General features: G+C 62.6%; 21 protein-coding genes. 11 read left to right on the top strand and 10 right to left on the bottom strand.

The features are described from left to right. From AC4BCN_RS07620 to AC4BCN_RS07575, 10 genes are all read left to right on the top strand, one after another. Positions 1-735, top strand: a complete 735-nt coding sequence (locus tag AC4BCN_RS07620) for a GntR family transcriptional regulator (protein WP_046685618.1) — start codon at positions 1-3, stop codon at positions 733-735. Next, positions 732-1,844, top strand: coding sequence for an N-acetylglucosamine-6-phosphate deacetylase (gene nagA / locus AC4BCN_RS07615; protein ID WP_139090264.1), 1,113 nt, complete (start codon positions 732-734; stop codon positions 1,842-1,844). Before AC4BCN_RS07620 ends, nagA begins: the two co-directional genes overlap by 4 nt. Next, the gene (locus tag AC4BCN_RS07610; protein WP_139090262.1) at positions 1,834-2,847 is read left to right on the top strand and encodes an SIS domain-containing protein; all 1,014 of its coding nucleotides are present in this window, start codon (positions 1,834-1,836) and stop codon (positions 2,845-2,847) included. Before nagA ends, AC4BCN_RS07610 begins: the two co-directional genes overlap by 11 nt. A 132-nt stretch (positions 2,848-2,979) precedes the next feature. Next, on the top strand, positions 2,980-4,239 hold the full coding sequence (locus AC4BCN_RS07605; RefSeq protein WP_490492929.1) for an ABC transporter substrate-binding protein: 1,260 nt from the start codon (positions 2,980-2,982) through the stop codon (positions 4,237-4,239). Between the two features lie 7 nt (positions 4,240-4,246). Beyond that, complete coding sequence (locus tag AC4BCN_RS07600; protein WP_490492928.1) at positions 4,247-5,116, top strand: carbohydrate ABC transporter permease; 870 nt, start codon at positions 4,247-4,249, stop codon at positions 5,114-5,116. Between the two features lie 12 nt (positions 5,117-5,128). Next, on the top strand, positions 5,129-5,977 hold the full coding sequence (locus AC4BCN_RS07595; RefSeq protein ID WP_436482744.1) for a carbohydrate ABC transporter permease: 849 nt from the start codon (positions 5,129-5,131) through the stop codon (positions 5,975-5,977). Between the two features lie 26 nt (positions 5,978-6,003). Further along, the gene (locus tag AC4BCN_RS07590) at positions 6,004-7,332 is read left to right on the top strand and encodes an MFS transporter (protein WP_490492927.1); all 1,329 of its coding nucleotides are present in this window, start codon (positions 6,004-6,006) and stop codon (positions 7,330-7,332) included. Positions 7,333-7,346: 14 nt separating this feature from the next. Next, positions 7,347-8,480, top strand: coding sequence for an ABC transporter ATP-binding protein (locus AC4BCN_RS07585; RefSeq protein ID WP_490492926.1), 1,134 nt, complete (start codon positions 7,347-7,349; stop codon positions 8,478-8,480). 160 nt (positions 8,481-8,640) lie between these two features. Further along, positions 8,641-9,948, top strand: coding sequence for a tetratricopeptide repeat protein (locus AC4BCN_RS07580; RefSeq protein ID WP_139090255.1), 1,308 nt, complete (start codon positions 8,641-8,643; stop codon positions 9,946-9,948). 80 nt (positions 9,949-10,028) lie between these two features. After that, complete coding sequence (locus AC4BCN_RS07575; RefSeq protein ID WP_490492925.1) at positions 10,029-11,222, top strand: DUF5009 domain-containing protein; 1,194 nt, start codon at positions 10,029-10,031, stop codon at positions 11,220-11,222. Here AC4BCN_RS07575 and AC4BCN_RS07570 read toward each other — a convergent pair. From AC4BCN_RS07570 to AC4BCN_RS07560, 3 genes are all read right to left on the bottom strand, one after another. Next, on the bottom strand, positions 11,219-12,340 hold the full coding sequence (locus AC4BCN_RS07570) for an acyltransferase family protein (RefSeq protein WP_490492924.1): 1,122 nt from the start codon (positions 12,338-12,340) through the stop codon (positions 11,219-11,221). The two genes, AC4BCN_RS07575 and AC4BCN_RS07570, sit on opposite strands and share 4 nt — an antisense overlap. 64 nt (positions 12,341-12,404) lie before the next feature. Further along, on the bottom strand, positions 12,405-15,119 hold the full coding sequence (locus tag AC4BCN_RS07565) for a TonB-dependent receptor (protein ID WP_490492923.1): 2,715 nt from the start codon (positions 15,117-15,119) through the stop codon (positions 12,405-12,407). A gap of 177 nt (positions 15,120-15,296) precedes the next feature. Further along, complete coding sequence (locus AC4BCN_RS07560) at positions 15,297-17,978, bottom strand: TonB-dependent receptor (protein ID WP_490492922.1); 2,682 nt, start codon at positions 17,976-17,978, stop codon at positions 15,297-15,299. Between the two features lie 387 nt (positions 17,979-18,365). Between AC4BCN_RS07560 and AC4BCN_RS07555 the strand changes: the two genes are divergently transcribed. After that, on the top strand, positions 18,366-19,106 hold the full coding sequence (locus AC4BCN_RS07555; RefSeq protein WP_034759852.1) for a GntR family transcriptional regulator: 741 nt from the start codon (positions 18,366-18,368) through the stop codon (positions 19,104-19,106). A gap of 192 nt (positions 19,107-19,298) precedes the next feature. On the opposite strand, the gene AC4BCN_RS07550 is transcribed toward AC4BCN_RS07555, so the two are convergent. The 7 genes from AC4BCN_RS07550 to rplS form a co-directional block, all read right to left on the bottom strand. Then, positions 19,299-20,762: a nitrilase-related carbon-nitrogen hydrolase gene (locus AC4BCN_RS07550; RefSeq protein ID WP_490492921.1), complete on the bottom strand. Its 1,464-nt coding sequence runs from the start codon at positions 20,760-20,762 to the stop codon at positions 19,299-19,301. Continuing rightward, the gene (locus AC4BCN_RS07545) at positions 20,759-21,577 is read right to left on the bottom strand and encodes an AraC family transcriptional regulator (protein WP_490492920.1); all 819 of its coding nucleotides are present in this window, start codon (positions 21,575-21,577) and stop codon (positions 20,759-20,761) included. Before AC4BCN_RS07545 ends, AC4BCN_RS07550 begins: the two co-directional genes overlap by 4 nt. Positions 21,578-21,655: 78 nt before the next feature. Continuing rightward, complete coding sequence (locus tag AC4BCN_RS07540; RefSeq protein WP_070303693.1) at positions 21,656-22,105, bottom strand: CBS domain-containing protein; 450 nt, start codon at positions 22,103-22,105, stop codon at positions 21,656-21,658. A gap of 80 nt (positions 22,106-22,185) precedes the next feature. After that, a complete protein-coding gene (locus AC4BCN_RS07535; protein WP_029496213.1) occupies positions 22,186-22,521 on the bottom strand; it encodes a DUF3579 domain-containing protein in 336 nt (111 codons plus the stop codon). A 225-nt stretch (positions 22,522-22,746) separates the two neighbouring features. Further along, positions 22,747-23,706 carry a CobD/CbiB family protein gene (locus AC4BCN_RS07530; RefSeq protein ID WP_490492919.1) on the bottom strand — a complete coding sequence of 320 codons (960 nt, stop codon included), beginning with the start codon at positions 23,704-23,706 and terminating at the stop codon, positions 22,747-22,749. Positions 23,707-23,803: 97 nt separating this feature from the next. Further along, positions 23,804-24,463 (bottom strand): CoA pyrophosphatase, encoded by a 660-nt coding sequence (locus AC4BCN_RS07525; RefSeq protein ID WP_456148709.1) that lies wholly within the window; start codon positions 24,461-24,463, stop codon positions 23,804-23,806. Positions 24,464-24,658: 195 nt separating this feature from the next. Further along, the gene (gene rplS, locus AC4BCN_RS07520; RefSeq protein ID WP_010395528.1) at positions 24,659-25,042 is read right to left on the bottom strand and encodes a 50S ribosomal protein L19; all 384 of its coding nucleotides are present in this window, start codon (positions 25,040-25,042) and stop codon (positions 24,659-24,661) included. Positions 25,043-25,121 lie beyond the last annotated feature (79 nt).

Here is a 25,121-nt window from a genome sequence, read left to right as displayed (position 1 = left end):
ATGCTGGCCAAACTGTCCACCTTCAAACCCAATCCGGCCAGCGACACGCCGCTCTACATGCAGCTGGCGAACATGCTGTCGGACGGCATCGCCAGCGGCGACTGGCGCGCCAACCAGGCCTTGCCTTCCGAGCGCGTGCTGTCGGACATCCTGGAAATTTCGCGCGTCACGGCGCGCAAGGCCATCGACATGCTGTGCGACCGGGGCATGCTGACGCGCAAGCGCGGCTCGGGCACCTACATCACGCCCAAGCTGGAACAGCCGCTGTCGCGCCTGACGAGCTTTTCGGAAGAATTGCGCCAGCGGGGATTTACGGCCGGCTCGCGCTGGCTGCAGCGCGACATCGGCTCGGCCGCGCCGCTGGAACTGCTGTCGCTGGGATTGTCGCCGCACATGCCGGTGGCGCGTTTGCGCCGCCTGCGCACGGCCGACGAAGTGGTGATGGCGATCGAGACGACCACCATTCCCGCGCTGTACATGCCGGACCCGCAGCAGGTGACCGATTCGCTGTATGGCTACCTGGAGTCGCGCGGCACCATCCCGATGCGCGCGCTGCAGCATATCCGCGCCGTCAACGCCACGGCGGAACAGGCCAAGCTGGCCAATATCAAGACGGGTGAAGCCATGCTGCACATCACCCGTGTCAGTTATCTCGACAACGGCGCAGCGGTGGAACTGACCCACTCGTATTGCCGCAGTGATTATTATGAATTCGTAGCGGAGTCGCGCAGATGAGCAGCACTATCAAAGGCAATATCCTTACCCCAGGCGGCTGGATCCACGGCGCCATCGCCTTCGGCGAGCGGGTCGACAGCATCGAGGGCAATTCCCTCCACCCGTCGGGCAATAGCGACGACTATATTTTGCCCGGCTTTATCGACCTGCACGTGCATGGCGGCGCCGGCAAGGACATCATGGAAGGCGGAGAAGCCGTCTACACCATCGCGGCCATCCACGCGCGCCACGGCACCACCAGCCTGCTGGCCACCACCATGACGGCGCCGCCGGAAGACATCGACATGGCCTTGACGGCCATCGGCATCGCCGCCAACCACCGCCGCCCGAACACGGCGCGCGTGCTGGGCGCCCACCTGGAAGGCCCGTACATCAATTCCGGCAAGCTCGGCGCGCAGCCCAACTTCGCGCGCGCCGCCACGCTGGCTGAAATCGAACGCCTGCAAACGCTGGCCAAGCTGCGCGTCATCACCGTGGCGCCGGAAATCGCCGGCCACCTGGACCTGGTGCGCGCGCTGGCCGACGCCGGCGTGCGCGTGCAGATCGGCCACACGCTCGGCTCCTACGAAGACGGCGTGGCCGCGCTCGAGCACGGCGCCATGGGCTTCACGCATCTGTTCAACGCCATGAGCGGCCTGCACCACCGCGAGCCGGGCATGGTCGGCGCCGCCCTGGCGCACGCCGAATACGCGGAACTGATCCCCGACCTGCTGCACGTGCATCCGGGCGCCATCAAGGTGGCCCTGCGCGCCATCCCGCGCCTGTACTGCGTCACCGATTCGACCGCCGCCACCGGCATGCCGGACGGCGAATACATGCTGGGCCGCCACGCCGTGCAGAAATGCATGGGCGGCGTGCGCCTGCCCGACGGCACCCTGGCGGGCAGCACCCTGACCCTGGACCAGGCGCTGCGCAACCTGGTGGGACTGGGACTGGACCTGGCCGACGCGTCCAAGCGCGTGTCGACCAACGCCGCCGATTACCTGGGCCTGGAAGAACGCGGCCGGCTGGCCCCCGGTACTTACGCCGATCTGGTGGTACTCGATCGCGATCTCAAACTCAAAGCTGTGTATATAGAAGGAGAAATCTGTGACCTCAATGATGCTTAAAGAAGCCATTTCCGCCGCCGAATGCGTCGCCCTGCAACTGGCCAGCGACTCGGAACGCTACGCGGAACTGGGCCGCAAATTGAGGAGCACCTCGTTCTCGACCGCGCTGACCATCGCGCGCGGCAGCTCCGACCACGCCTGCAACTACGTCGCCTACCTGATCATGGCGCGCCTTGGCCGTGTCGTCGCCTCGTTGCCGATGTCGCTGGTGACCCTGAACAAGTCGCCGCTGGTGACGCGCGACACCTTGGCCATCTCGATCTCGCAATCGGGCCAGAGCCCTGACGTGGTCGAGCCGATCCGCTACTTCCGCGACGGCGGCGCCACCACCGTGGCCCTCGTCAACGACATCGATTCGCCGCTGGCGCACGCCGCCGAGTGGGCCATGCCCCTGCGCGCCGGCAAGGAACAAAGCGTCGCCGCCACCAAGAGTTTTATTACCAGCCTGGTCGCCGGTGCCCGCATGGTGGCGCAGTGGCAGAACGATCCCGAGCTGCTGGGCGGCCTGGAAGCGCTGCCCGAGGCGCTGCTCGAAGCGACCCGCGTCGACTGGTCGCCGGCGATCGACGTGCTGGCCCCGGCCCGCAACATCATGGTCGTCGGACGCGGCATCAGCTTCCCCGTGGCGCTGGAGTCGGCCCTGAAATTCAAGGAAACCTCGGCCCTGCAGGCGGAGGCGTTCAGCGGCGCCGAAATCAAGCACGGCCCGATGGCCCTGATCGAAGACGGCTACCCGCTGCTGATTTTCGCCACGCGCGGCCCGACCCAGGCCGGCCTGCTGCAGCTGGCCACAGAGATGCGCGGCCGCGGCGCCAAGGTCTTGCTGGCGGCGCCCGCCGACGTGGCCGAGCGCGACCTGACCCTGCCCGTGGCGGCCACGCCGGACCTCGATCCGATCGTCGCCATCCAATCCTTCTACGTGATGGCGGCAAAACTGTCGGCCGCGCGCGGCATGGACCCGGACGCGCCGCGTCACTTGAGCAAGGTCACCAAGACCAACTAGTCACTACCCGGCAGCTACGCCCCCGGCACGGGGCGCGGCTGCCGTCAGAAGCACCCGAATATAAGCGATGGCAAGGGCATGTACCCGCGCCGCGGACTCATGGACATTGGAGCGCCACGCTCCAGGATAAAAATGACGATCAAGAGACTGTTGGCGGTTGTTGCCTGCGCGGGCCTGCTCGCGCCGCAGGCATGGGCTGCCGAGAAAATCGAATTCTGGACCTTCAGCATGAAGCCCAAGTTCACGCCGTATTTCAATGCGGTGGTGGCGCGCTATGAGGCGCAGAATCCCGGCGTCAAGATCGAATGGATCGACTTCCCTTGGGACATCATCCAGACCAAGCTGGTCACGCGCATCGTGTCCGGCACGCCGCCCGCGCTGGTCAGCCTGAACGTGCCCTGGGCCGACGAATTTGCGCGCGATGGCTTGCTCACCCCCGTCGATGGCCTGATCGGGGAAGCGCGCGCCAGCTACATTCCCAGCGCCCTGGACGACTTGCGCTTCAAGGGCCGCACCTACGGTTTTCCCATGTACAGCAATGTCGCGGTGATCGCCTTCAATACCGCCATCTTCAAGCAGGCGGGCCTTAAGCGTGGCCCCGCCAGCCTCGATGAACAGCTGGCGTACGCACGCCAGATCGCGCAACGCACGGGCAAGGCCGGCATCGCCCCCGCCCTGTCCAAGATCGACGGCCTGTTCATGCAGCAGGGCCTGGCGGTCATCACCGACAACCGTGCCGTCTTCAATTCGCCGCAGCACGTGGCGCTGGTGCAGAAACTGGCCGACACGTACAAGGTCGGTGGCTTATTGAAAGAAAGCCTGTTCGCCGAAGACAATTTCCCGGCCGTGATCGACGCCTACAAGGGCGGCCGCCTGGGCATGCTGCTGGCGCCGCCGACGGCCATGCAGCGCATCCGCGGCGACGCGAAAGACATCTACGCCATCACCGACGTGGCGCCCGCGCCGCTGGGCCCCACCGGCATCGCCGACGGCGGCTGGCTCGTGCACTTCGCCATCCCGAAAGGCGTGCCTGCGCGCCAGTTGCCGTCGGTCGGCAAGTTCGCGCGCTTCCTGACGAACGACGAGAACCAGCTGGCCTTCGCGCGCCAGGCCAGCGTCTTTCCCACCACCGTGAAAGCGGCGGCCGATCCGTTCTTCCTGTCCACGCCGAAAAACGCGGATGCGGCCGAAAATGCGGTGGCTGCCGGCGCCCTGTCGATGAATCACTCGCGCACCCTGTACGTGGCCGGCATCGACGACTACGACGAGTTGCGCCGCTCGCTCGTGAAAGCCGTCGAAGCCGGGGTCACGGGCAAGCAGGATGTGAAGCAGGCGCTGGACCAGGCCGTCGCCATCTGGAACCGCAAGCTGGCCACCCTGCCGCGCCACTGAGGACATCATGAAACTCGCCCACCGCCACACCGTGCAAGCCTGGCTGTTCCTGACTCCCGCCCTGCTGCTGCTGGCCGCCTTTTCCTTCTGGCCCGTCGGCTATGGCTCCGTGCTGGCGTTTACCGACTACAGCCTGATACGCGAGACGCGCTTCGTCGGCCTCGACAACTTCCGCTACATCTTCAACAACGAGATGTTCGTCTCGGGCCTGAAAAACTCGCTGATGTTTTTGCTGATGGTGCCCTTCGTGCAGGTGGGCGCCATCGTGCTGGCCGTGCTGGTAAACAACCGCCTGCCCGGCATCCGTTTGTTCCGCGCCGCCTTCTACGTGCCCGTGGTGACCACCGTTTCCGTGGTCGGCATCATGTGGGGCTTCATGTTCCATGAACAGGGCGCCTTGAACTACGTAATGATGACGTTGAAACTGGTGAACGCGCCCGTGGGCTGGCTGTCGAACGACAGTCTGGCCCTGTTTGCCGTCATGTTCGTCACCCTGTGGCGCGGCCTGGGCTGGTACATGGTGATGTATCTGGCGGCCCTGCAATCGATACCGTCGGACATGCAGGAAGCGGCCATGCTCGATGGTGCCAACCGCTGGCAGCGTTTCTGGAAAATCACCGTGCCGATGCTGCGCCCCACCATCATGCTGTGCTCCATCCTGTCCGTGCTGGCGGCCCTGAAGGCGTACCAGGAAGTCGACGTACTGACCCAGGGCGGCCCGATGAATTCCACCTTCACGGCGCTGTACTACGCGTATGACCAGGGCCTCAAACACTTGAAACTGCCGCGCGCGCTGGCGGCCAGTTTCGTCGTCTCGCTGTGCTGCATCGCCATCGCCCTGCTGTGCCTGCGCTATCTGAAACCGAAGCACCGCTAACCGGGAATGACCATGAAACTCCGTTCCCGCCCCCTGAAAACGCGCCTGCAGCTCATTGGCCAATACGCTGGCCACTATGCCGTGCTGTGCGCAATCGCCGTCGTCTGCGTCTTCCCTTTCTGGTGGACCCTGGTGACAGCCATTTCCACGGAAGGTAATATCTTCGCCTTCCCGCCCACCTTCTGGCCGAAGGCGCCGTCCTTGGACAACTTCATCGAAGTGTTCAATGCCATCCCGATCTGGTCGTTCTTCAAAAACTCCGTGCTGATCGCCGTATTCACCGTGTTCTGGAAACTGCTGCTGTGTTCACTGGCCGCGTATCCGCTGGCGCGCCTGAAATTCCGCGGCCGCAAACTCGTGTTCGGCCTGATCCTGGCCACCCTGGTGCTGCCGTCCGAGGTCAACTTCCTCGTCAACTTCATCACCATCACGCAAATGAGCCTGGTCGATACCTACACGGGCGTAATCCTGCCCAACGTGGTGACGGCCGTAGCCATCTTGCTGCTCAAGCAGGCGTTCGAGGAAGTGCCGCAAGACCTGATCGATGCGGCGCGTGTCGACGGCGCATCCGAGTGGGTGATCTTCAGCCGCATCATGCTGCCTTTGATCACGCCATGGCTGGCCACCGTCGGCATCCTGACGGCCGTCGAATCGTGGAATGAATACATCTGGCCTTCCATCGTCATGAGCAAACCCGATGAATTCCCCCTGTCGGTGGGCGTGCTGTACTTGCGCGGCACCTTCGGCAGCAGCACGCGCGTGATCGCGGCCGGCACCCTGATCACCATCGTGCCGACGCTGCTCGCCTTCCTGTTTACCCAACGCTTCTTCATGCGCGGCATGGACGGCGCAGTCAAATGAAAACGTCTCTCGATAAGGAAGCCTCCATGCACGACCAGCGCATCAGCATCAGTAAAAAAGCACGCAGCCCGATCACCTGGGTGCCCACCTTGTACTTCGCCCAGGGCTTGCCGTTCTACGCCGTGGCCCTAGTGGCCGGCCTGATGTTCAAGAGCATGGGCGTGCCGAACGACCAGATCGCCCGCTGGACGGGCCTGATCGGCTTTGCCTGGGTCTTCAAGTCGCTGTGGAGTCCCTTCCTGGAACTGGCGTCGAGCAAGAAGACCATGGTGGTGCTGTTCCAGTTCCTTGGCGGCCTGAGCCTGGGCCTGATCGCGCTGGCGCTGCAAACGCCGCTGTGGTTCGCCGCCTGCATCGCCGTGCTGTTCGCCGCCGCGTTGGCCTCGTCCACGCACGACATCGTCTGCGACGGCCTGTATATCGCCAGCCTGTCGGACAAGCAGCAGGCGGCCTACGCGGGCTGGCAAGGCGCCTTCTTCAATGCGGGCAAGTTCATCTCGCTGGGCGGCCTGGTGATCCTGGCCGGCTACCTGGAGAAGAAAATCGGTATCAAGCCCGCCTGGTCGGTGATCTTCCTGATCATCGGCGCCATGATGCTGTCGCTGGCCGCCTACCACCTGTGGGCGCTGCCGCAGGTGCGCAACGCGACCGTGGCCGACAAGAGCGTGGCTGGCATCAGCCGCACCCTGTGGGACGTGCTGGTCGACTTCCTGAAAAAGCCCGGCATCTGGGGCATGATCGCCTTCATCATCCTGTTCCGCGCGGGCGAAGCGCAAGTGCAGACCATCGGCCCGCTGTTCCTGCGCGAAGCGCGCGAGCTTGGAGGACTGGGCCTGTCGACGACGGAAGTGGGCGCCGTGTACGGCACGGCCGGCACCGTCGCCTTCCTGCTGGGCAGCATCGGCGGCGGCTACTTCACGTCGTGGCTGGGCCTCAAGCGCGCCATGTTCTTCCTGATCCTGGCCATGAACTTGCCGAACCTGGTGTTCTACTACCTGAGCCACAGCATGCCGACCGACCTGACCCTGATCACGGTCGCGCTCAGCGTCGAGATGTTCGGCTATGGCTTCGGCTTCGTCGGCCTGATCCTGTTCATGATGCAGGTGGTCTCCGTGGGCAAGTACCAGACGGCCCACTATGCGTTCGCCACCGGCGTGATGCAGCTCGGCTTCGTGCTGTTCAAAATGATCAGCGGCGACATCCAGACGGCGCTCGGCTACAAGACCTTTTTCCTGTGGGTGCTGGTGTCGGCCGTGCCCGTGCTGATCCTGTCGCGCTTCATGCGCATCGGCCCGAAGGATACATCCGACCCATCTGACGCCGGTACCACCTCTGCACCGGCCAGCGCAAGCTAGGATAGAAGCACTTCATGGCACATATCGCATTAAAAAATATCGTCAAGCTGTACGACGACAAGCACCCCGTCATCCACGGCATCGACCTCGATATCCGCGACGGCGAATTCGTCGTCTTCGTGGGACCGTCCGGCTGCGGCAAATCGACGCTGCTGCGCATGATCGCGGGGCTGGAAGACATCACGGATGGCGAGCTGCATATCGGCGGCCAGCTGGCCAACGACATCGCGCCGGCCGAGCGGGGCCTGGCCATGGTCTTCCAGAGTTACGCCCTGTACCCGCACATGACGGTGTACGAGAACATGGCCTTCGCCCTCTCCCTGGCCGGGCATAAAAAGGCCGAGGTGCGCGCCGCCGTCGAGCGCGCGGCCGACATCCTGCAGATCACACCGCTGTTGAAACGCAAGCCGAAAGACCTGTCGGGCGGCCAGCGCCAGCGCGTGGCCATCGGCCGCGCCATCGTGCGCAAGCCCAAGGTTTTTCTCTTCGACGAACCGCTGTCGAACCTCGATGCCTCGTTGCGCGTGCAGATGCGCGTGGAGATTTCGCGCCTGCATCAGGAACTGAAAACCACCATGATCTACGTCACGCACGACCAGGTCGAGGCCATGACCCTGGGCGAGCGCATCGTCGTCTTCAACGGCGGACGCATCGAACAGGTGGGCAGTCCGCACGAACTGTATAACAATCCCGGCAACCTGTTCGTGGCCGGCTTCCTCGGCGCGCCGAAGATGAACTTCATCGCTTGCGAGGCCGTCGCCAGCGGCCCCGGTTCCGTGGCCGTGCGCCTGCCCGGCGGCGCCGTCATCGACGTCGAGGCGCAGGGCAATGGCGTGGCGCCGGGCGACCAGCTGACCCTGGGCGTGCGCGCCGAGCATGTCAGCCTGCAGCACGGGGGCACTCCGGGCAGCAACGTCGTCGACGCGGCCGTCAGCCATGTGGAATACCTGGGCGACGTGGCCATCGTTTACGCCAGCATGCCGGGCGTGAACGAGATGCTGGCCGTCAAGCTGCCGGCCGAAGAAGGCTTGCGCCACGCGGGCGACGCCATGCGCCTGCACCTGCCGCCACAGCGCTGCCTGCTGTTCGATGCCAAAGGGCAAGCCCTGGCGCGCACGTTTGCCGCACCCGCTCAGCCGTTTATGTGACAATAGCCGTTTTGTATCATGCCGCTTCTGTTTGACTTGTGCAGACAGACTGGCAGAATGTATTTTTTTCGAGCTTCCTTGCCCCTCTGGCAATGCTACTACACGATGTTGCGGCTGCCAGTGCCGGTGCGTATTTTTGTTATTGATTGAAGGATAACCCATGTCCCAATTCCGTCTTGCACGCCTTAGCCTGCTCCTGGCCGCCATCGGCCTCAATGTCCTGCCATCCCTGTCGCACGCGCAGGATGCCAAGCCAGCCGCCGCCGCTGCTGCCGCCCCGGCCGATTCGGTACGCCCTGAAGTGTTCAAGCTGCTTGATCCGACCGCCGTGAAGGCATCGATGGATGCCAAAAACTACGCCGACGTGCAAAGCCGCATCGACCAGGCGGCCGCCATTCCGGCCCTGACGCCGTATGAAACGTTCGTGCTGAACCGCCTGCGCGTGGCGCTGGCCTCGACCACCAACAATGCGCCTATGGCCATGACGGCGCTGGAAGCGGTCATCGAATCGGGCAAGCTGGACAAGAAATCGGAAGGCGACTTCATCCAGGCGCTGGCCAACTATCACTACAACGCCAAGGATTACCCGAACGCCATCAAATGGTTCACCCGTTACCAAACGGCAACAGGCGACGTAGCCACCGTGCGTCCCTACATCATCCGCGCCTATTACTTCAGCAATGATTTCGCGCGCGCGAAACAGGAACTGATGGCTGACGTGACGGCCAAGCAGCAAGCGGGCAAGACGCCGACCATCGAAGAACTGCAATTGCTGGCCAACACGGGCTCGAAAAGCAAGGATCCGGCCACCTATCTGATCGCCATGGAAAACCTGGTGCGCTACTACCCGTCGGACGACTACTGGAGCGACCTGCTGGGCCGCTTGCAAGGCAAGGCCGGCTATTCCGACCGCTTCGCACTCGACGTGCTGCGCCTGCAATTCAAGGCCGTGGGCACCATGCCGCCGCAAGATTACAGCGACATGGCTGAAATCGCCTTGCAAAACGCCTTCCCGACGGAAGCGAAAAAAGTGCTGGACGCGGGCTTTGCCAAAGGCGTGCTGGGTACGGGCGCGAGTGCCGCCAAGCACAAGAAGCTGCGTGACCAGGCCAGCAAGGCTGCCGCGGACGATGCGAAAAACATCGCCAGCGGCGAAGCATCGGCCATGAAGAGCAAGGATGGCACGGGCTTGATCAACCTCGGTTACGCCTTCGTGACGATGGACCAGTTCGACAAAGGTATCGACCTGATCGAGAAAGGCATCGCCAAGGGCGGCCTGAAGCGTCCAGAAGACGCCAAGCTGCGCCTCGGTTATTCCTACGCCATGGCTGGCAAGAAAGACGATGCCATAAAGGTACTGGAAACAGTCAAGGGCGGCGACGGCGTGGGCGACCTGGCCCGCTACTGGATCCTGTGGCTGAACCGTCCTGCCACGGCAGCGGCGGCACCGGCAGCAGCGGCACAGTAATTCCCGCTCCCGCCAGCATGCGCAAGGCAGTTCCCGGCTCACGCCGGGGCTGCTTTTTTTTCGACCTTTTTCATTCTTCCATGCCGCCAGCCGCTGCCACCGCCGCCGAACGCTTGACCAGCCTGGACGCCTTCCGCGGCTGCGTGATCGTCATCATGATCTGGGTCAACTACCTGGCCGGCATGCCCGGCATTGCCTGGTGGCTCGAACATGCGGGTCCCCGCGCTGACGGCATCACCATGCCCGACCTGGTCTTTCCCGGCTTTCTGTTCATGGTCGGCATGGCCATACCGCTGGCCTTGCAGCGCCATTGCGGCCACGTCACGCCGGCCTTGCTGGGGCGCCTGCTGTGGCGCTCCGCCAGCCTGATGCTGGCCGGCGTCGTGCTGGCCAACGCCTACCGCTACGATGCGCAGGCGGCGCCGCTGCCGCAGGCTTTGTACTTCCTGCTGTTTTATGTGGCCATGATCCTGCTGTGGCGCCAGGGCGCGGGCAAGCTGGAGCTGGCTGTGGGCGGCGTCCTGATGCTGTTCCTGCTGGCGACGTTCCGCGGCGAACTGAACGCGGAATTTTCCAGCACCTGGCTGCAACCGTCGTGGTGGGGCATCCTCGGCATGATAGGCTGGTCCTATTTGCTGTGCAGCTTGCTGTACCTGGCGTGCCGGGGCAACGGCATGGCCCTGATGGGCATGTTTGCCCTGCTGCTCGCGCTGTACATGGGCGGCACGGCGGGCAGCCTCGATTTCCTGCCGGCAGGCATCAACACCTTCGTCAACGTGCCGCAAGTGCTCGGTTCGACGGCGGCCAACGTGCTGGCCGGCACCCTGGTCGGCCAGCTGTTCCTGCGGGGCGCCGCCCTGAGCCATGGGCAGCGCATCCGCTTCATGGCGTGGTTCGCGCTGGGCATGTTCGCGGCCGGCATGCTGCTGCGGCCGTATCACCACATCAACAAGATCGCGGCGACGGAATCCTACACGCTCGTGTGCAGCGCCCTCATCCTGGCCCTGTTCCTCGTGTTTTATGTCGTCATCGACGTGTGGCGCTGGCGTGCCTGGGCCGTGGTGCTCTTGCCCGCTGGCACCAATGCCCTGTTCGCCTACGTCGTGCCCGACCTGTGGCAGCAACTGGCGGCCGTGCTGCACCTGCCGCGCTTCTGGTGGCCGTATCTGGGAACGGGCGGCGCGGCCGGCCTGTGGAACGCGGCCGCCGTCACCGCCCTGATGCTGCTGTTGACGGCCGTGGCCACGCGCTACGGCCTGAAATTGAAATTCTAGACCTTGATGTAGATCTTGCGCTTGTCCATGAAATAGGCGATCAGCCAGCACAGCAGCATGAAGCTGACGGCAAACAGCAAGGAGCCCACGCGTGCCGGCGCCCAGCCCGTAAACCACTGCTGGTACAGCCACTGGTACAGATTGCCGCCACCGGTGCGCACGGTAAACGCGATGATCACCAGCACTTCCGACACCAGGTAAATGAACAGCGTGTTCTTGCCGAAGACTTCAAAAAAGTAGGTCCAGCCCGTGACCTTGCGCACGTCGATGAAGAACATCAGCAGCGCCAGCAGCAGCAAGTCCAGGCCGATACCGAGCATCACGTAAGAGCTGGTCCACAGCTTTTTGTTGATCGGGAATACCTCGTTCCAGCACAGGGCCACGGCCACGCAGATGACGCCGGCCACCACCAGCCGATACAGCGCGGCACGCAGTTGCGCCGGAGCCGTCCGGCGCACGAAGCTGCCCGCCAGGTAGCCGGCAATCACATTGACGATAGCCGGCAAGGTGCAGAGGATGCCTTCCGGATCGAAGGCGATGCCTTCGCCGTGGTACAAATGGCTGTCACCCAGCAAGATCAAATCGAGCTTGGCCGGCGCGTTGCCGTGCAAGCTGTAGTCGCCCCAAGCCGCGAGGATGGCCCAGTAGCCGAGCAAGGCACAGGCGCTGAAGACGAGCGCGCCCCGCGTCTTCCAGTAATGGAGGATCAGGGCCGCGGCCAGGTAGCACACGGCGATGCGCTGCAGCACGCCGGGAATGCGCGTGTGCGACAGCGGAGACCAGGCGAACTGGCCCGCATCGTCGATCTTGAAGAAGGGAAACCAGTACAGCAAGAAGCCCAGTAAAAAGATCAGTGCGCTGCGCTGGCACAGCTTGCCCAGCACGGCGCCATGGCCGAGGTTTTCATATTTATTCAGCGCAAAGGCCAGCGCATTGCCGACGACAAACAGAAAGCTGGGAAAGACGAGGTCCGTGAGCGTAAAGCCATGCCATTCGGCATGCAGGAACGGCGCATACACGCTGCCCCAGTCGCCCGGTGTATTGACGACGATCATCAGGGCGACGGTCAGGCCGCGCAGGACGTCGAGGGCGAGGTAGCGTTGAGAAACAATAGTCATGGTCAAACAATTCCAAAAGATAAAAATCGGCTCCCCGCTTGTGGCGGAAAGCCGGTAAAAAAACCTATAACTTGGCGCGCAAGCCAAAATAAAATTGACGTCCATTCGAGTACAGGGCCGTCGGCTGGTCCTGGTTGGCGCCGTAATACTTGAGCACCGGGTTATTCAGGTTCAGCACGTCGAAGGTCAACGAATAGCGCTCGTCAATCTTGTAGTTGATCGACGCGGCCAGGTTGCCCACGCCATGCACATACTGGGGAGAGCTGCTGAACAGGCCGGCCAGGAAGCTGGAGCGGTAGGTGTAGGCCAGGCGCGCACTCAGGCGCTCATCCTCGTAATAGCCTTCGAGGTTGTAGGTGCCGCGCGAGCTGCCCACGACTGCGGCCCCATCGTCCGCCTTGCCATTCGTATAGGTGTAATTGCCCACCACGCCGAAACCGCCCCACAAGCCCTGCTGGTAACTGAGTTCCACACCCTTGTTCTTGGCGCCGATATTCGTCGGCGACTGGATCACATAGGTGTTGAATTTCTTGAAGGTATTATTGTAGTAGCTCACGGGCGCCGTACCAAACGTCACGTACGATTTCATGTCCATGTAAAAAGCGCCCACGGACAGCATGGCCTTCGGCGCGAAATACCATTCCAGGGTGGCGTCGTAGTTGGTCGAGCGTATCGGTTTCAAGTCCGGATTGCCGCCCGTGCCCGTCAGCAGCTGGTCGTTCAGGTTGACGGCGCCCACCAGTGCGCTGTAATCGGCACGCGCCATGGTTTTCGCCACAGCCGCGCGGGCCACCAGGTCCTTGCTCAAGTCAAACTTGATATTCGCGCTCGGCAGTACATCCGTGTAGCTGTGCTTGACGACGGTGGGCGTGTAGGTACCGAAGATGTTTTCCTGGCCGATAGGATTTTCGCCGCCTGGCACGTTCGTCACCGTCGTCTGCTGCGTGCGCACGACGCGCACGCCCACATTACCGCGCCACTTGTTGCCTGCCAGGTTGGCCATGATGTAGGCCGCGCTATCCTTTTCCTTCACGTCCAGCTCGGCCGGCCAGTTGCGCGAATTCGGCCCGCCCGAATTGTCGTACTTGTTGGCCCACGCCACCAGATCGGCCGGGTCGAGCTGCCAGTATCGGCCCTGCGCGCTGCTACCCAGGCCCTTGCCGTAATCGCCGGGATAGGTGCCGCCATTCCACTTCGGCAAGGGCGCATTCGTCGTGCCATCGCACACGGCGCAGCTGCGGTTTTCCGGCCAGGACACATTGCGGTGGTGTTCCGCGTAGCGCGCGCCGAACTTCAATGACTCCAGCACGCCATAATCCATGCTCAGCTCGCCATCGGCCTGGCCATATTTTTCCGTATCCAGGGTTTCCACATGCGAACCCCAGGCCGATGCCGTGACCACGTTGGAAAACTTGGAAATATCAAGACCCGGAAAATTCAGTCTGGCCGGCGACAGGCCGTTCAGCTGGTACGACACGCCCACGCCCGTCAAGCCCGCCTCATAGCCGAGGTCGACGGGCGTCTCGCCAATGCCGCGCGTGTAGCCGAGGCTGCCCGTGATGCGCAAGCGCTCGCTGGCGCGGTAGCTGCCATTGAAGTCGATGTAGGCGGTCGACGAGTTCGAACCGGGGCGGTATATCTGGTCGACCAGGGCCGGATACAGCTGGCCGTTATAGGGCGTGGTGGCAGTGGCAGCAGGAAACTGCGACGCGGGAAAATCGGCCACCACCAGGGTATTGTTCTTGACCGTAAACTTGCTGGGAATCACGCCCACGTGCTTGCCGTCATTGTCGACGGCATTCAGGTTGGCGCCGGGCTGGTTATAAAAGCTGCGGTTGTAATTGGCCGCATCCAGTTTGGAATAGAAACCGTTGACGTCCAGCATCAGATCGGAAGTCGGCTTGAATTGCAGGTCGACGCTGCCGCCCTGGCGCTTGCGCACTTGTTCGAACAGGGCCGAGTTGATGCCCAGCGGCGCCAGCACGCCGGCCAGTTCCGGATATTTCTGCGCGGCCGGGCTGTTGGCGTCGATGGCACCATAGCCGAAAAATTCCTGGCCATCGCGGCGCTCGTGGCGTTTTTCGGAAAACACCTGGAACAGCACGCCCATGGTCTTCGCTTCGTTCTTCCAGTTGAACAGGGCATTCATTTGCGGATCCGTCTTGCCCGGCAAGTCCGCATAGATGGCCTGCACGGCCAGCTCGGCCGTAAATGGCTGCTTGAAGCTGAGTGGCTTGCGCGTCTCGATATTGATGGAGCCGGCCACGCCCCCTTCCACCAGGTCCGCCTGCGCGCTCTTTTGCACGGTGACGCGGCTGACGATTTCCGACGGCAGCAAGGCAAAGCTGACGCTGCGCCCCACGGTGCCCACCTGGTCCGTGACGAACCAGTCGCCCGTGCCCACGGCATGGCCGTTGATCAGGGTTTGCGTCAGGCTGGGGCTGGTGCCGCGGATGCTGACCCGGTCATTTTCCGAGAAGCCGCCCTCGCCGCCGGCCGACGAGGAAATATTTACGCCCGGCACGCGCTGCACGGCGTCGGCTACGTTCTTGTCGGGCAGCTTGCCGATGTCTTCCGCGCTGACGACGTCGATCACGGAATCGCTGTTGCGCTTCTGGCTCAGCGACTGCTCCAGCGAGGCGCGGATGCCGGTGACGACGACTTCCTGCATCGGCGGAGCGGCGGGATGGGCCTGCTGCGCCTGAGCCGCCATGCTCATGGACAGCAAGGCGGCAGCGGCGGCGATGGGGTGCAATACGGGTTGCAAACGACTGTTCATAGACTCCTCGTTATAGATGTCCGCCACGGTAGCGGAACGGTTTTATATGAGTACAGACGGCAGGTGCCCTGTCAGTGGGCGTCGAAAAAAAAGGCAAGCTCCCGAAACAGGAACTTGCCTTGAAAAGACCGAGGAAGACCAGGCCTGACACGATCGCATCAGGCCGGATCGTCTTGCTTACAGCTTGGCGCGCAGGCCCAGGTAGAAGGTGCGGCCGTTGCTATAGAAAGCGCGTGGCTGATCCTTGTTTTCCGCGTACATCTTGATGGTCGTGTTCGTCAAATTAAGCGCATCGAACGTGATCGTGAAGTGTTCGTTGATCTTGTAGTTGAGCGAACCGGCCAGGCCGCCCGCGCCGGCAACGTGCTGGCTGGCGCCACGGTCCACGCCCGCCTTGTAAGCAGAACGGTAGTTGTAGGCCAGGCGTGCGCTGAGGGCGTTGGCTTCATAAAAGGCCGTCAGGTTGTACGTGCTGCGCGATGCATTGACCAGTTCATCACCATTGTCCAGCTTGCCGTCGGCATAGGTGTAGTTGGCCAGGATGCCGAAGTCGCCGAACAGCGGTTGCTGGTAGCTGAATTCCGCGCCCTTGTTCTTGCCGCTGGTATTGAATGGCGACGTGATCTGGTACACGGCATTGGCGTTGCGCTTGCTGTTGAAGTACGTGGCGTTGACGGTACCGTTCGACACGACCGATTTCAGGTCCATGTAGAACAGGCCCACCGAGAAAGCCGACCTCGGTGCGAAATACCATTCGGCGCTGACCTCGGCGTTGTCCGACTTGACCGGGTTCAGGTTGACGTTGCCGCCGCTGCCACTCAAGGCGTCGTCGTTCAGCGATACCGAACCGCCCAGCGCGCTGTAGTCGGGACGGGCGATGGTGCGGGCCACGGCGGCGCGCACGACCAGGTCATTGCGCACATCGAACTTGATGTTGGCGCTCGGCAGGTAGTCGTTGTAGCTGCGCTCATACAGATGCTGCGAGTATGGGCCCCAGTCGGAACCGGTGATCGGGCCACCGGCCTGATTTACCAGGGTCGACTGCTTGGTGTGGACGGCGCGCAGGCCGAAGTTACCGCTCCAGTTGTCGCCCGTCAAGTTAGCCATGGCGTAGACAGCCGAGGTTTTTTCCTTCAGCTTGAATTCGTCGGTCCAGTTATGGCGATTCGCACGATCGAACAGGCGGTTGCCAGGATGCGGCCCCCACGCGCCCAGTGCCGAACCGTCGTACTTGAAGTAGTTGCTCGACAGGTTGCCGCCCAGGTTGTTGGCGAAGTCGCTCGGGTACATCGAGCCATTCCACGCTGGGCCCGGATTCGAGAAGCCCAGGGCGCCCGGACGGGTTTCAAACGGATGCTCTGCATCGCGCTTGTGATCGGTCAAACGGCCACCGAACTTGACCGAATCCCAGATACCGGAAGACAGGCGCAGCTCCGCATCGATCTGGGCATATTTTTCCTGATCGACGGAACGCGATTCGCCGCCGCCGGCCCATGCCGTCGAGCCTGGCTTGTTGGTAGTGCCGCCAGGATAGGAAACGCTGGCCGGGCTCAAGCCATTCAATTGATACACCATGCCGCCATCGACGTTGTTCTGGTAGTACACATCGTCGCGGTCATAGCCGACGCCATGGGTCTTGCCCAGTTTACCCGTCAGTGTCAGGTCCTTGGTGGCGCGGTACTTGAAGTTGAAATCGAGATAGTACGATTCGCCGCCAGCGTCAGGACGGTAGATATTATCGACTTCGCCCGAGTTCCTGGCGAAGGTGGCGCCCGTCAGCGTGCCATTCTTGACCGTGTAATTGGTCGGCACCTGGCCGGTCGACACGCCGTCGTCCGTGCTGTTGATCGAGTTGGCAGGCGCAGCCAGCCAGTTGGTGTTTTGATGCGGTGCTTTCAATTGCGAGTAGAAGCCGTTCACATCCAGGGTCAAGTCCTTGCTGGGCTTGAATTCGATGTCGAATGCGCCGCCTTCGCGGGTTTTCTTTTGCTCGAACAGGCTGGCGCCGATAAAGGTCGGCACTTTCACGCCAGCCAGTTCAGGATGGGCCTTGGCCGCATTGCTGCCTGCGGCAATCGGCGTGTAGCCAAGGATTTCCTGACCATCGCGGCGCACGGTCGATTTTTGCGAAAAACCTTGCACCATGATGCCCAGGGTATTCGTGTCATTTTTCCAGTTCACCAGGCCGGAGAACTGCGGGTCGGTCTTGCCGGCCAGGTCATTGTGGAAAGCCTGGATCGAGCCTTCTGCCGTGATCCGGTTCTTGAATTCCAGCGGACGGCGGGTAATCACGTCGATCACGCCCGAGACGCCGCCTTCAGGCAGGTCGGCGGTGGCGCTCTTGTGCACGACAACCGAGCTCACCAGTTCCGAAGGCAGCAAGGAAAAGCTGCTGCTGCGGCCGACGTTGCCGCCGAACTGGTTCAGCACGAACCAGTCGCCCGTGCTGATGGCGTGGCCGTTGAACAGGGTTTGCTGGAAGCTGGGGCTGGTGCCGCGCAGGCTGACGCGGTCGTTTTCGCCGAAGCCGCCTTCACCACCGGCAGACGATTGGGTATTCACACCTGGCAGGCGCTGGATCGCGTCAGCCACGTTACGGTCTGGCATCTTGCCGATATCTTCGGCTGTGACCACTTCCACCACGGAATCCGCATTACGTTTTTGCTTCAGCGATTTTTCCAGCGAGGCACGCACGCCGGTCACCGTCACCACGGTGGCCACGTCTTCGGCGGGCGCTTCCTGCGCCTGCGCCGAAAAGGACAGACCGGCGACCATCACGGCAACGGCCGCAGCGATCGGCGTACGGCTACGCGAGCCCGATTTCACGACGGCAGCTGCAGGTGTCAAATTGCGTTTCATGTACTCCCCCTTGATTTAGGCCCCAGGATTGGAACCTTTTCATTTTTAACGTAGGTCTTCTTTCCAGCCCGCCTACTCTCGCGGCATGCTGCAGACCCTTCGGCACAACCACTTACAAAACCAATTCAACGCCAATATACTACTATCCAATACCAGAACACTACCAGTTGCAACTTTTTTTTTATAACGTTGTTTGAATCACACAGACCACTTCACCGAAATCAATTTGTAGCCCGTATGGGCGCGTTAAATACCAGCGGGATCACGCATAAATTGCCGGCCTGATAATTGAAATTGGTTTTAGAACGGTCTTTTTTGGTATTATCCAGCGACACAAAACAGATACAGAGCGCGTCTGCAACGCGCCGTAACGGAGACCCTCAGCGTATGACAACCCTGGCTCACATCATGCAAGGCCTGGGGCAGACGAGTAGCCTGCCCCTGTATCAGCAACTGCAGCGCGCGCTGCGCGAAGCGATCGACAAGCGCATCCTCGGCCCCGACGAAGCCCTGCCGGCCGAGCGCCAGCTGGCCAGCGACCTGGCCGTTTCGCGCATCACCGTGCGCAAGGCCATCGATGGCCTCGTCAACGAGGGCTTGCTGGTGCGCCGTCCCGGCTCGGGCAATTTCATCAATACGCGCATCGAGAAGAACTTCGCCAAGCTGACCTCGTTTTCCGAAGACATGCGCGCGCGCGGACGCACGCCGCGCAGCGTGTGGCTCAAACGCGCAGAGGGCACCGTGACGCCGGAAGAGGCCTTGCGCCTGCGGCTGTCGCCGGGCGCGCCCGTGTACCGTTTCCACCGCATCCGCTATGCGGACGAGGTGCCGATGTGCCTCGAATACGCGACCATCGTCGCCAGTTGCCTGCCGGCGCTCGACGCCGTCGACGTATCGATGTACGACGCGCTGGAACAGGCGGGCAACCGGCCCGTGCGCGCCTTGCAGCGGCTGAGCGCGCTTTTATTGACGGGGGAGCAGGCCAGCCTGCTGCAGGCGGAGGAAGGCGACGCGGGCTTGTCGGTGGAAAGGCTGGGCTTTTTACGCGATGGCCGCGCCGTGGAATTTTGCCGCTCCTACTTCCGCGGCGATATGTATGACTTCGTGGCTGAATTAAGTACCAATTAATACCAGCCGCGCCATTTCAGCAATACCAGATAACACCACTTATTGCGGTGCAATATATATGCCGGCATCGCGTTTCAATATGCACGGCAATGGTGCAATCATAGTCGGCGATTATGTAGCAGCCTGCGCGGAATATAAAAGAAGGCTGCGCAATGCGGTTTTGCGCATTGCAGCAAAACGTGGCGTTAACCGTCAGACGGCGGACGCGGCGCGGCGGCCCACGCACAGCAACATCGCACCCAACGCCACGCACAGCCAGCCGAACAACGGTCCCAGCCATCGAGCCCAGGTAGAGACGGACGGGTGCGCCGGCAGCGGCACCAGCAAGGTGCTGCCCGGCATGGCGCTGCTGGCGCGCTCCGCCAGCACGCGGCCATACGCATCGCTGACCGTCAGCACGCCCTCGCGCGCCGCGCGCAGCACGGCATAACCGTTTTCCACGCCGCGCACGACCGTCATGCGCGCGCCCATCCAGGCGTCGAGCTGGAAGTCCCAGGCCGGCACCAGCATCGTTTGCGCCCCGGCCGCGCCATACGCGTGCCCCAGGGGCGCGAAATGCATATCTTTACAGATGGCCAGGCCCATGGCTAGACCAGCCACCGGCTGCACGGCAAACGCGCCGCCGGCAAGAAACTCGCGCTCGGGCGGCGCCAGATGATGTTTCTGATAGCTGACGGGCGCGGCACCATCGGGCGCGAACAACCAGGCCAGGTTGCGCCGGCCGGCAGCGTCCTGCACGCCGACACCCACGGTGATCCACGCGCCCGTGTTGCGCGCCAGCGCCTGGAAACGCTGCTGCACGGCATCCGCCTGCGCAGGCGCCAGCACCGCTATCTTTTCCGGCAACAGCACCAGCCTGGCGCCCTGCCCGGCCAACTGTTCGACGTGGCGCGCGTACTGGTCCCAGATGGCTTGCGCGCGCGCCGGCGGCGTGGCCGGGCCGATAAAGTCATCGATGGCCACCAGCCCCGCCAGCGGCCCGCCAGATACCGGGAGCGCCTGCACGCGCCAGGCGCCACCGGCGAATGCGGCCGCCAGCAGCAACACGGTCACGCCCGCCGCTGGCGCATACGCGCGGCCACCGGCCAGCAACAAGGCCAGCGCGGACGGCGCCAGGCACAATAAAAACAGCAGGCCAGGCACGCCCGCCAGGGCCGCCACCTGCAGCACGGCAAGGTTATCCGCCTGCGAATACGCGAGGCTGCCCCAGTTACCATCGGGCAGCAAGGCCGCCATCAGGGTATCGACGGCCACCCACAGCACGGGATACGCCAGCACGGTCCAGCTTGCCCGATAGCGCAGCACGAGGCGCCGCGTGGCCAGCACCACCAGCAGCCACAGCAGTGCATTGACAGTGATCGTGGCCAGCACGGCCGGCAAGGGCATCAGCAGGCGGAAATAAGTAAGGTTCGATGACAAGCCCAGCATGGCGGCCAGCAACGTCATCCAGGCCGCATCGCGGCGCGACGAACGCAGGGCCAGCCACAGCACGGGCAGCGGCGCGCACCAGGCCAGCCAGCCCAGCGGCTGCGGCCCCAGCACCCAATACAAAGGCAGACCCGCAGCCAGCGCGGCGGCAATTTGCAGCAGGCGCTGGCGCAGCGCGGCGCCACCGGCGAACAGGGCTGGTGCAGACAAGGTATTGAGCATGCTCATGCTTTCAAGGGGAGCCAGATTTCCACGCCACCAACACCGCTGGCGGGATCGAATTGCCGGTCGTAGCGTTCGAAGTCGGGCGCGTCGGCCACTTCCAGCCCCGACTGGGGCAGCCACTCGTTCCACACCGTGCGCCAGGTGGCGCGGATGGTGGAAATATGCCCGCGGTGATGAAACACGGCATAGCGCCGCGGGGCGATGCGCAGCCGCGTCCAGCCATCGGGTGCCTGGGAAAAGTCACTGACCCGCATGGCGCACAGGTAATCGAAATTGCCCGCGTCGTCATTGTTGCAGCACACGCCATACACCAGCTGGCCGGGCGCCACATGGGGCAGAAAGCGCTGCCACAGGGCGGGGATGCCGGCAGCCGTTTCTGCGCGATAGCGTTCGACGAGTCCCGCCACCAGCAAGGCGGGTCCCTGCTCGAAACGGGGCGCTTCCAGGGGTACACCTGGCGCCACATCCATTTTGATGGCGTCCACCAGCGCGAGGTTGGCGACGTGGCGCTGGGCCCGCACTTTTTCGGGCGTGACATGGAACTGGTCGCGAAAGGCCCGCGTAAATGCTTCATGGGAACTGTAGCCTGCTTCCAGGGCGACGGCGAGGATGTCTTGCGCGCCTTGGGCCAGCGCGTGCGCCGCCTCGCTGAGCCGGCGCGCCCGCACATAGCGCATCACGGAGTGGCCCGTGGCCAGGCCAAACGCACGCGTCAGGTGGTATGGCGAAGCGCCGCCCACGCGGGCGATGTCACCGAGCGAGAGATTCTGCGCATAATGCGATTCGATATACCAGAGTGCCTTGGCCAGATAATGCATGAACGCTTCCCGTTGAACGAGCAGCGACTGTAGCATTTTCCAGTAACGAGGATTTGATTGGAATTGCGCAATGCGGACTTATTTGCGCGTGCGCTTTTCATGTACGAGCTGGCCGCTGCTGATGCGCGCCAGCTCGGCCATCTCTTCGGCCAGGAAGGCCAGCAGGTCGTCGATGCTGACGACACCCGAGAGCGCGCCCAGGCTGTTGACTACAGGCAGGCGGCGGATGCCGTTGATGCGCATGCGTTCGATGATGTCGTAGACGTCTTCGTCTTCGCTGGCCGTGAGCAGCTGCGCGCTCATGATGTCGCCCACCAGCAGGCTGGCCGGGTCGAGGCCCAGGGCGATGACGGAAATGACGATGTCGCGGTCGGTGAGGATGCCGATGGGCACGCGTTCACCGTTTGGCTGTTCGGCCACGATCAGGTCGCCCACATGGTGCTGGCGCATCAGCAGCGCCGCGTCCTGCACGCTGGTGTCACGCTGGCAATGGATGGTGTGCAGGGTACAGATGTCGCCGATACGCATGTCGCCACTCCGTTTGAGGCAGAGTGGCCACGCTACGCCAGCCCGCCGTGGCGGGTTTGAGGCACATCAATTGAAACGACTTACTTTTCTTCGGGGGGCGGCAGGAAGCAGGCTTCGACGATTTGCAGGTCGTTATCCTTGGCAAATTCGCGCACGAAGTGAAACGCCATCGGCTCGATCTCGCGCAGCTTGGTGTTGACCACCACCGACTTGACGCCATTGACGACGGTCGGGCGCACGTAGGGCGAATACTGGAGGTGCGCATTGCGCCCGCCGCCTTCGGGATTGAAACAGGACATCACTCCACAAAGGCGCTCGGCCCAATCGCTGGGTCGGAATTGCTTGCCATTGCTGGTGAGACCAAGGATGAAGAACTCGTCTGAGAGTTCCCCTGTTTTTTGAGATAACTCGGCCATGTGGCTTGTCGGGACTGGATTGCGTGAATGGCCCCGGCGGGTAGGCCGGGCTGGTAATTCAACTACGTTTGCTGCGGTAAGCCAGTATTATATCTTATAGAAGACTTGGGTTCTACCTCGATCTGCCCTGACGATGCAAACAGGGGCCGGCACGCATCACGCGCCAGCCCCTATTTTAACCTTGTTCCACGCGCAAGGCGCATGGATGGCGCGTGTGCGCCCGCGTCAGCCGAGGAAAACGGCGCCCGACATCAGCAACAGCAGCAGCATCCACAGCAGCAAGGCGCGCCAGACGAGGCCCACCGTGCTCTGCAAGGCGCGTGCACCCGGCTCTTCGCCTGGCAGGATATCGCTTTCGCTGTCGCTGTCATCGACGGCCATGTCCGGCGTGACGAACACGCGGGCCGCCGTTTCCGCTGGCGTGCCCAGGCGTACGCCCATGGCGCCGCCGCCTGCCGTCAGGATGATGCCGATGGCCTCGTCCTGCCAGCGCTGGGCGAAATTGCGCCAGGCATAGATGGCATCCTCGAAATTGCCGACCACGGCAAACGCCACGGCCGTCAGGCGCACGGGGATCCAGTCGATCCAGTAAAAGGCGCGCGCGGCGAACTGGCCGAATGCTTCATTGCGCATGTGCTCGGGCTCGTTCCAGGCGCGCGCCAGGTATTCGGCCACGCGGTACATCACGGCGCAGGCAGGGCCCAGCGGCATGAGGAACCAGAAGAACACGCCAAACACGTTGCGGTGCGTGGTGACCAGGGCTTTTTCCACGGCGATGCGGGCGATTTCGCTCGCTTCCATGCCCACCGTGTCGAGCTTGGTCCACTCGGCCAGCAAGGTGCGCGCGGTCGCTTCGTCGCCGGCGCTCAGGGCCAGCTGGATGGACGTAAAGTAATGGCTGTAGTGACGAAAGCCCAGGGTCAGGTAGACGATGAGGACGTTCCAGGCAAAGGCCAGCAGGGTCAGCTGATAATGCTGCAAGAGCCAGTAAATGCCTGCCGTCGGCACCATCAGCACGCCGATCATGAGGAACCAGCCCATGCGGCCGTGGTTGGCGTGGCCGGCATTGAACCAGGTCTCCATGCGCATTGCCAGGCTCTTGATTTCGGCGTAGATCGGATTGTCCGCGCGCAAAGGTTTGAGCTGCTCGATCAGCAATGCGCAAAGTATGGAGAGAAATGTCATCAAACGTCCTTTTTGTCTTTTTCAGCAATACCGCAATGCCCGCTACGATAGCGCAGTGCAGTGCTGGAATCAAACTTATTACGTGCGGGACGCCATTTTACGCGCGCAAGAGGTGAAACAGATTGCGCAGCATGCCGGCGGTGGCGCCCCAGATGTAGAAGCGCTCGTACGGCATGGCGTAGAACGAGCGCCGTCCGCCGGGCAATTCCACCGACAGGCGCTGATGGTTGATGCCATCCATGAGGAAAGCCAGCGGCACTTCGAAGATTTCCGCCACTTCCGACGGATCGGCGCGCAGCTCGAACGGCGGCGTCACCAGGCCCACCACGGGCGTGACCTGGTAGCCGGTGCCCGTCAGGTAGTCGGGCAAACAGCCGAGCACTTCGATGTGCTCGCGCGCCAGGCCCACTTCTTCTTCCGTTTCGCGCAGGGCCGTGGCGATAGGCGACGCATCGAAGGCTTCGCTGCGCCCGCCGGGAAAGCTGACCTGCCCCGCATGGCTGCTCAGGTGGTCCGTGCGCATGGTCAGCAAGATGGTCAAGCCTTGCGGGCGTTGCACGAGGGGAATGAGTACGGCGGCGCGCACGGGCACGGCGCGGGCGGAAAGGAAATCCTGGGTAATCTCGGGCTGCCAGTCGGGCTGTTCGGCCAGGCGCTGGCGCAGCCAGTCCGGCGTCAGGCGCACGGCGTCCAGCGCCGCCTCGCCGGCGATCGAATCGATGGCAAGTTGTTTGGGATCAAATGCGATGGTGGCCATGGCCCCTCCCTCATGATTAAAAGCACCTGGCAAAACCGTCGCGAGCGGAAGGAAGAGGTAGCCGAGACGCGCAACCGTGCTCTAGCACAGTGAGCATCGCAGGCTGCCTATACCGACGCGCAGCAGGTTTGGCGAGGTGTCACCATAAAAAAAAGGGCACCATACGGTACCCTTTTCCCAACGCAGACGCTGATATTACGCGCTTGCTTTCGCCACAACGCGGCGATTTGGCAATTTTTCTTTGATACGCGCCGATTTACCCGAACGCTCACGCAGATAGTACAGCTTGGCGCGGCGAACATCACCACGGCGTTTCACTTCGATCGAAGCGATCAGCGGCGAGTACAGTTGGAACGTACGCTCAACGCCTTCGCCGGACGAGATCTTGCGAACGATGAAGTTCGAGTTCAGGCCACGGTTACGACGGGAGATAACGACGCCTTCGTAAGCCTGGGCGCGCTTGCGCGTACCTTCGACTACGTTGACGCTGACGATAACGGTATCGCCTGGTGCGAATTCAGGAATGGTTTTACCCAGACGAGCAATTTCTTCCTGCTCTAATTGTTGAATCAAGTCCATTTTTAACACTCCGAAAACCATCATGCCGGCGCACTGTGGATAGCAAGTATCCGCCCGGTAGAGGATGGGTAACACAATA

The sequence above is a fragment of the Janthinobacterium sp. Bl 1 genome (genome assembly GCF_058215535.1).
Note: the sequence above shows the minus strand (reverse complement) of the source record. Positions and strands in the feature narration are given on the sequence as shown.

Excerpts from the sequence above, each read along its gene's own strand:
- AC4BCN_RS07620 (WP_046685618.1), top strand. The coding sequence starts at position 1 with ATGCTGGCCAAACTGTCCACCTTCAAACCCAATCCGGCCAGCGACACG.
- nagA (WP_139090264.1), top strand. The coding sequence starts at position 732 with ATGAGCAGCACTATCAAAGGCAATATCCTTACCCCAGGCGGCTGGATC.
- AC4BCN_RS07610 (WP_139090262.1), top strand. The coding sequence starts at position 1,834 with ATGATGCTTAAAGAAGCCATTTCCGCCGCCGAATGCGTCGCCCTGCAA.
- AC4BCN_RS07605 (WP_490492929.1), top strand. The coding sequence starts at position 2,980 with ATGACGATCAAGAGACTGTTGGCGGTTGTTGCCTGCGCGGGCCTGCTC.
- AC4BCN_RS07600 (WP_490492928.1), top strand. The coding sequence starts at position 4,247 with ATGAAACTCGCCCACCGCCACACCGTGCAAGCCTGGCTGTTCCTGACT.
- AC4BCN_RS07595 (WP_436482744.1), top strand. The coding sequence starts at position 5,129 with ATGAAACTCCGTTCCCGCCCCCTGAAAACGCGCCTGCAGCTCATTGGC.
- AC4BCN_RS07590 (WP_490492927.1), top strand. The coding sequence starts at position 6,004 with ATGCACGACCAGCGCATCAGCATCAGTAAAAAAGCACGCAGCCCGATC.
- AC4BCN_RS07585 (WP_490492926.1), top strand. The coding sequence starts at position 7,347 with ATGGCACATATCGCATTAAAAAATATCGTCAAGCTGTACGACGACAAG.
- AC4BCN_RS07580 (WP_139090255.1), top strand. The coding sequence starts at position 8,641 with ATGTCCCAATTCCGTCTTGCACGCCTTAGCCTGCTCCTGGCCGCCATC.
- AC4BCN_RS07575 (WP_490492925.1), top strand. The coding sequence starts at position 10,029 with ATGCCGCCAGCCGCTGCCACCGCCGCCGAACGCTTGACCAGCCTGGAC.
- AC4BCN_RS07570 (WP_490492924.1), bottom strand. The coding sequence starts at position 12,340 with ATGACTATTGTTTCTCAACGCTACCTCGCCCTCGACGTCCTGCGCGGC.
- AC4BCN_RS07565 (WP_490492923.1), bottom strand. The coding sequence starts at position 15,119 with ATGAACAGTCGTTTGCAACCCGTATTGCACCCCATCGCCGCCGCTGCC.
- AC4BCN_RS07560 (WP_490492922.1), bottom strand. The coding sequence starts at position 17,978 with ATGAAACGCAATTTGACACCTGCAGCTGCCGTCGTGAAATCGGGCTCG.
- AC4BCN_RS07555 (WP_034759852.1), top strand. The coding sequence starts at position 18,366 with ATGACAACCCTGGCTCACATCATGCAAGGCCTGGGGCAGACGAGTAGC.
- AC4BCN_RS07550 (WP_490492921.1), bottom strand. The coding sequence starts at position 20,762 with ATGAGCATGCTCAATACCTTGTCTGCACCAGCCCTGTTCGCCGGTGGC.
- AC4BCN_RS07545 (WP_490492920.1), bottom strand. The coding sequence starts at position 21,577 with ATGCATTATCTGGCCAAGGCACTCTGGTATATCGAATCGCATTATGCG.
- AC4BCN_RS07540 (WP_070303693.1), bottom strand. The coding sequence starts at position 22,105 with ATGCGTATCGGCGACATCTGTACCCTGCACACCATCCATTGCCAGCGT.
- AC4BCN_RS07535 (WP_029496213.1), bottom strand. The coding sequence starts at position 22,521 with ATGGCCGAGTTATCTCAAAAAACAGGGGAACTCTCAGACGAGTTCTTC.
- AC4BCN_RS07530 (WP_490492919.1), bottom strand. The coding sequence starts at position 23,706 with ATGACATTTCTCTCCATACTTTGCGCATTGCTGATCGAGCAGCTCAAA.
- AC4BCN_RS07525 (WP_456148709.1), bottom strand. The coding sequence starts at position 24,463 with ATGGCCACCATCGCATTTGATCCCAAACAACTTGCCATCGATTCGATC.
- rplS (WP_010395528.1), bottom strand. The coding sequence starts at position 25,042 with ATGGACTTGATTCAACAATTAGAGCAGGAAGAAATTGCTCGTCTGGGT.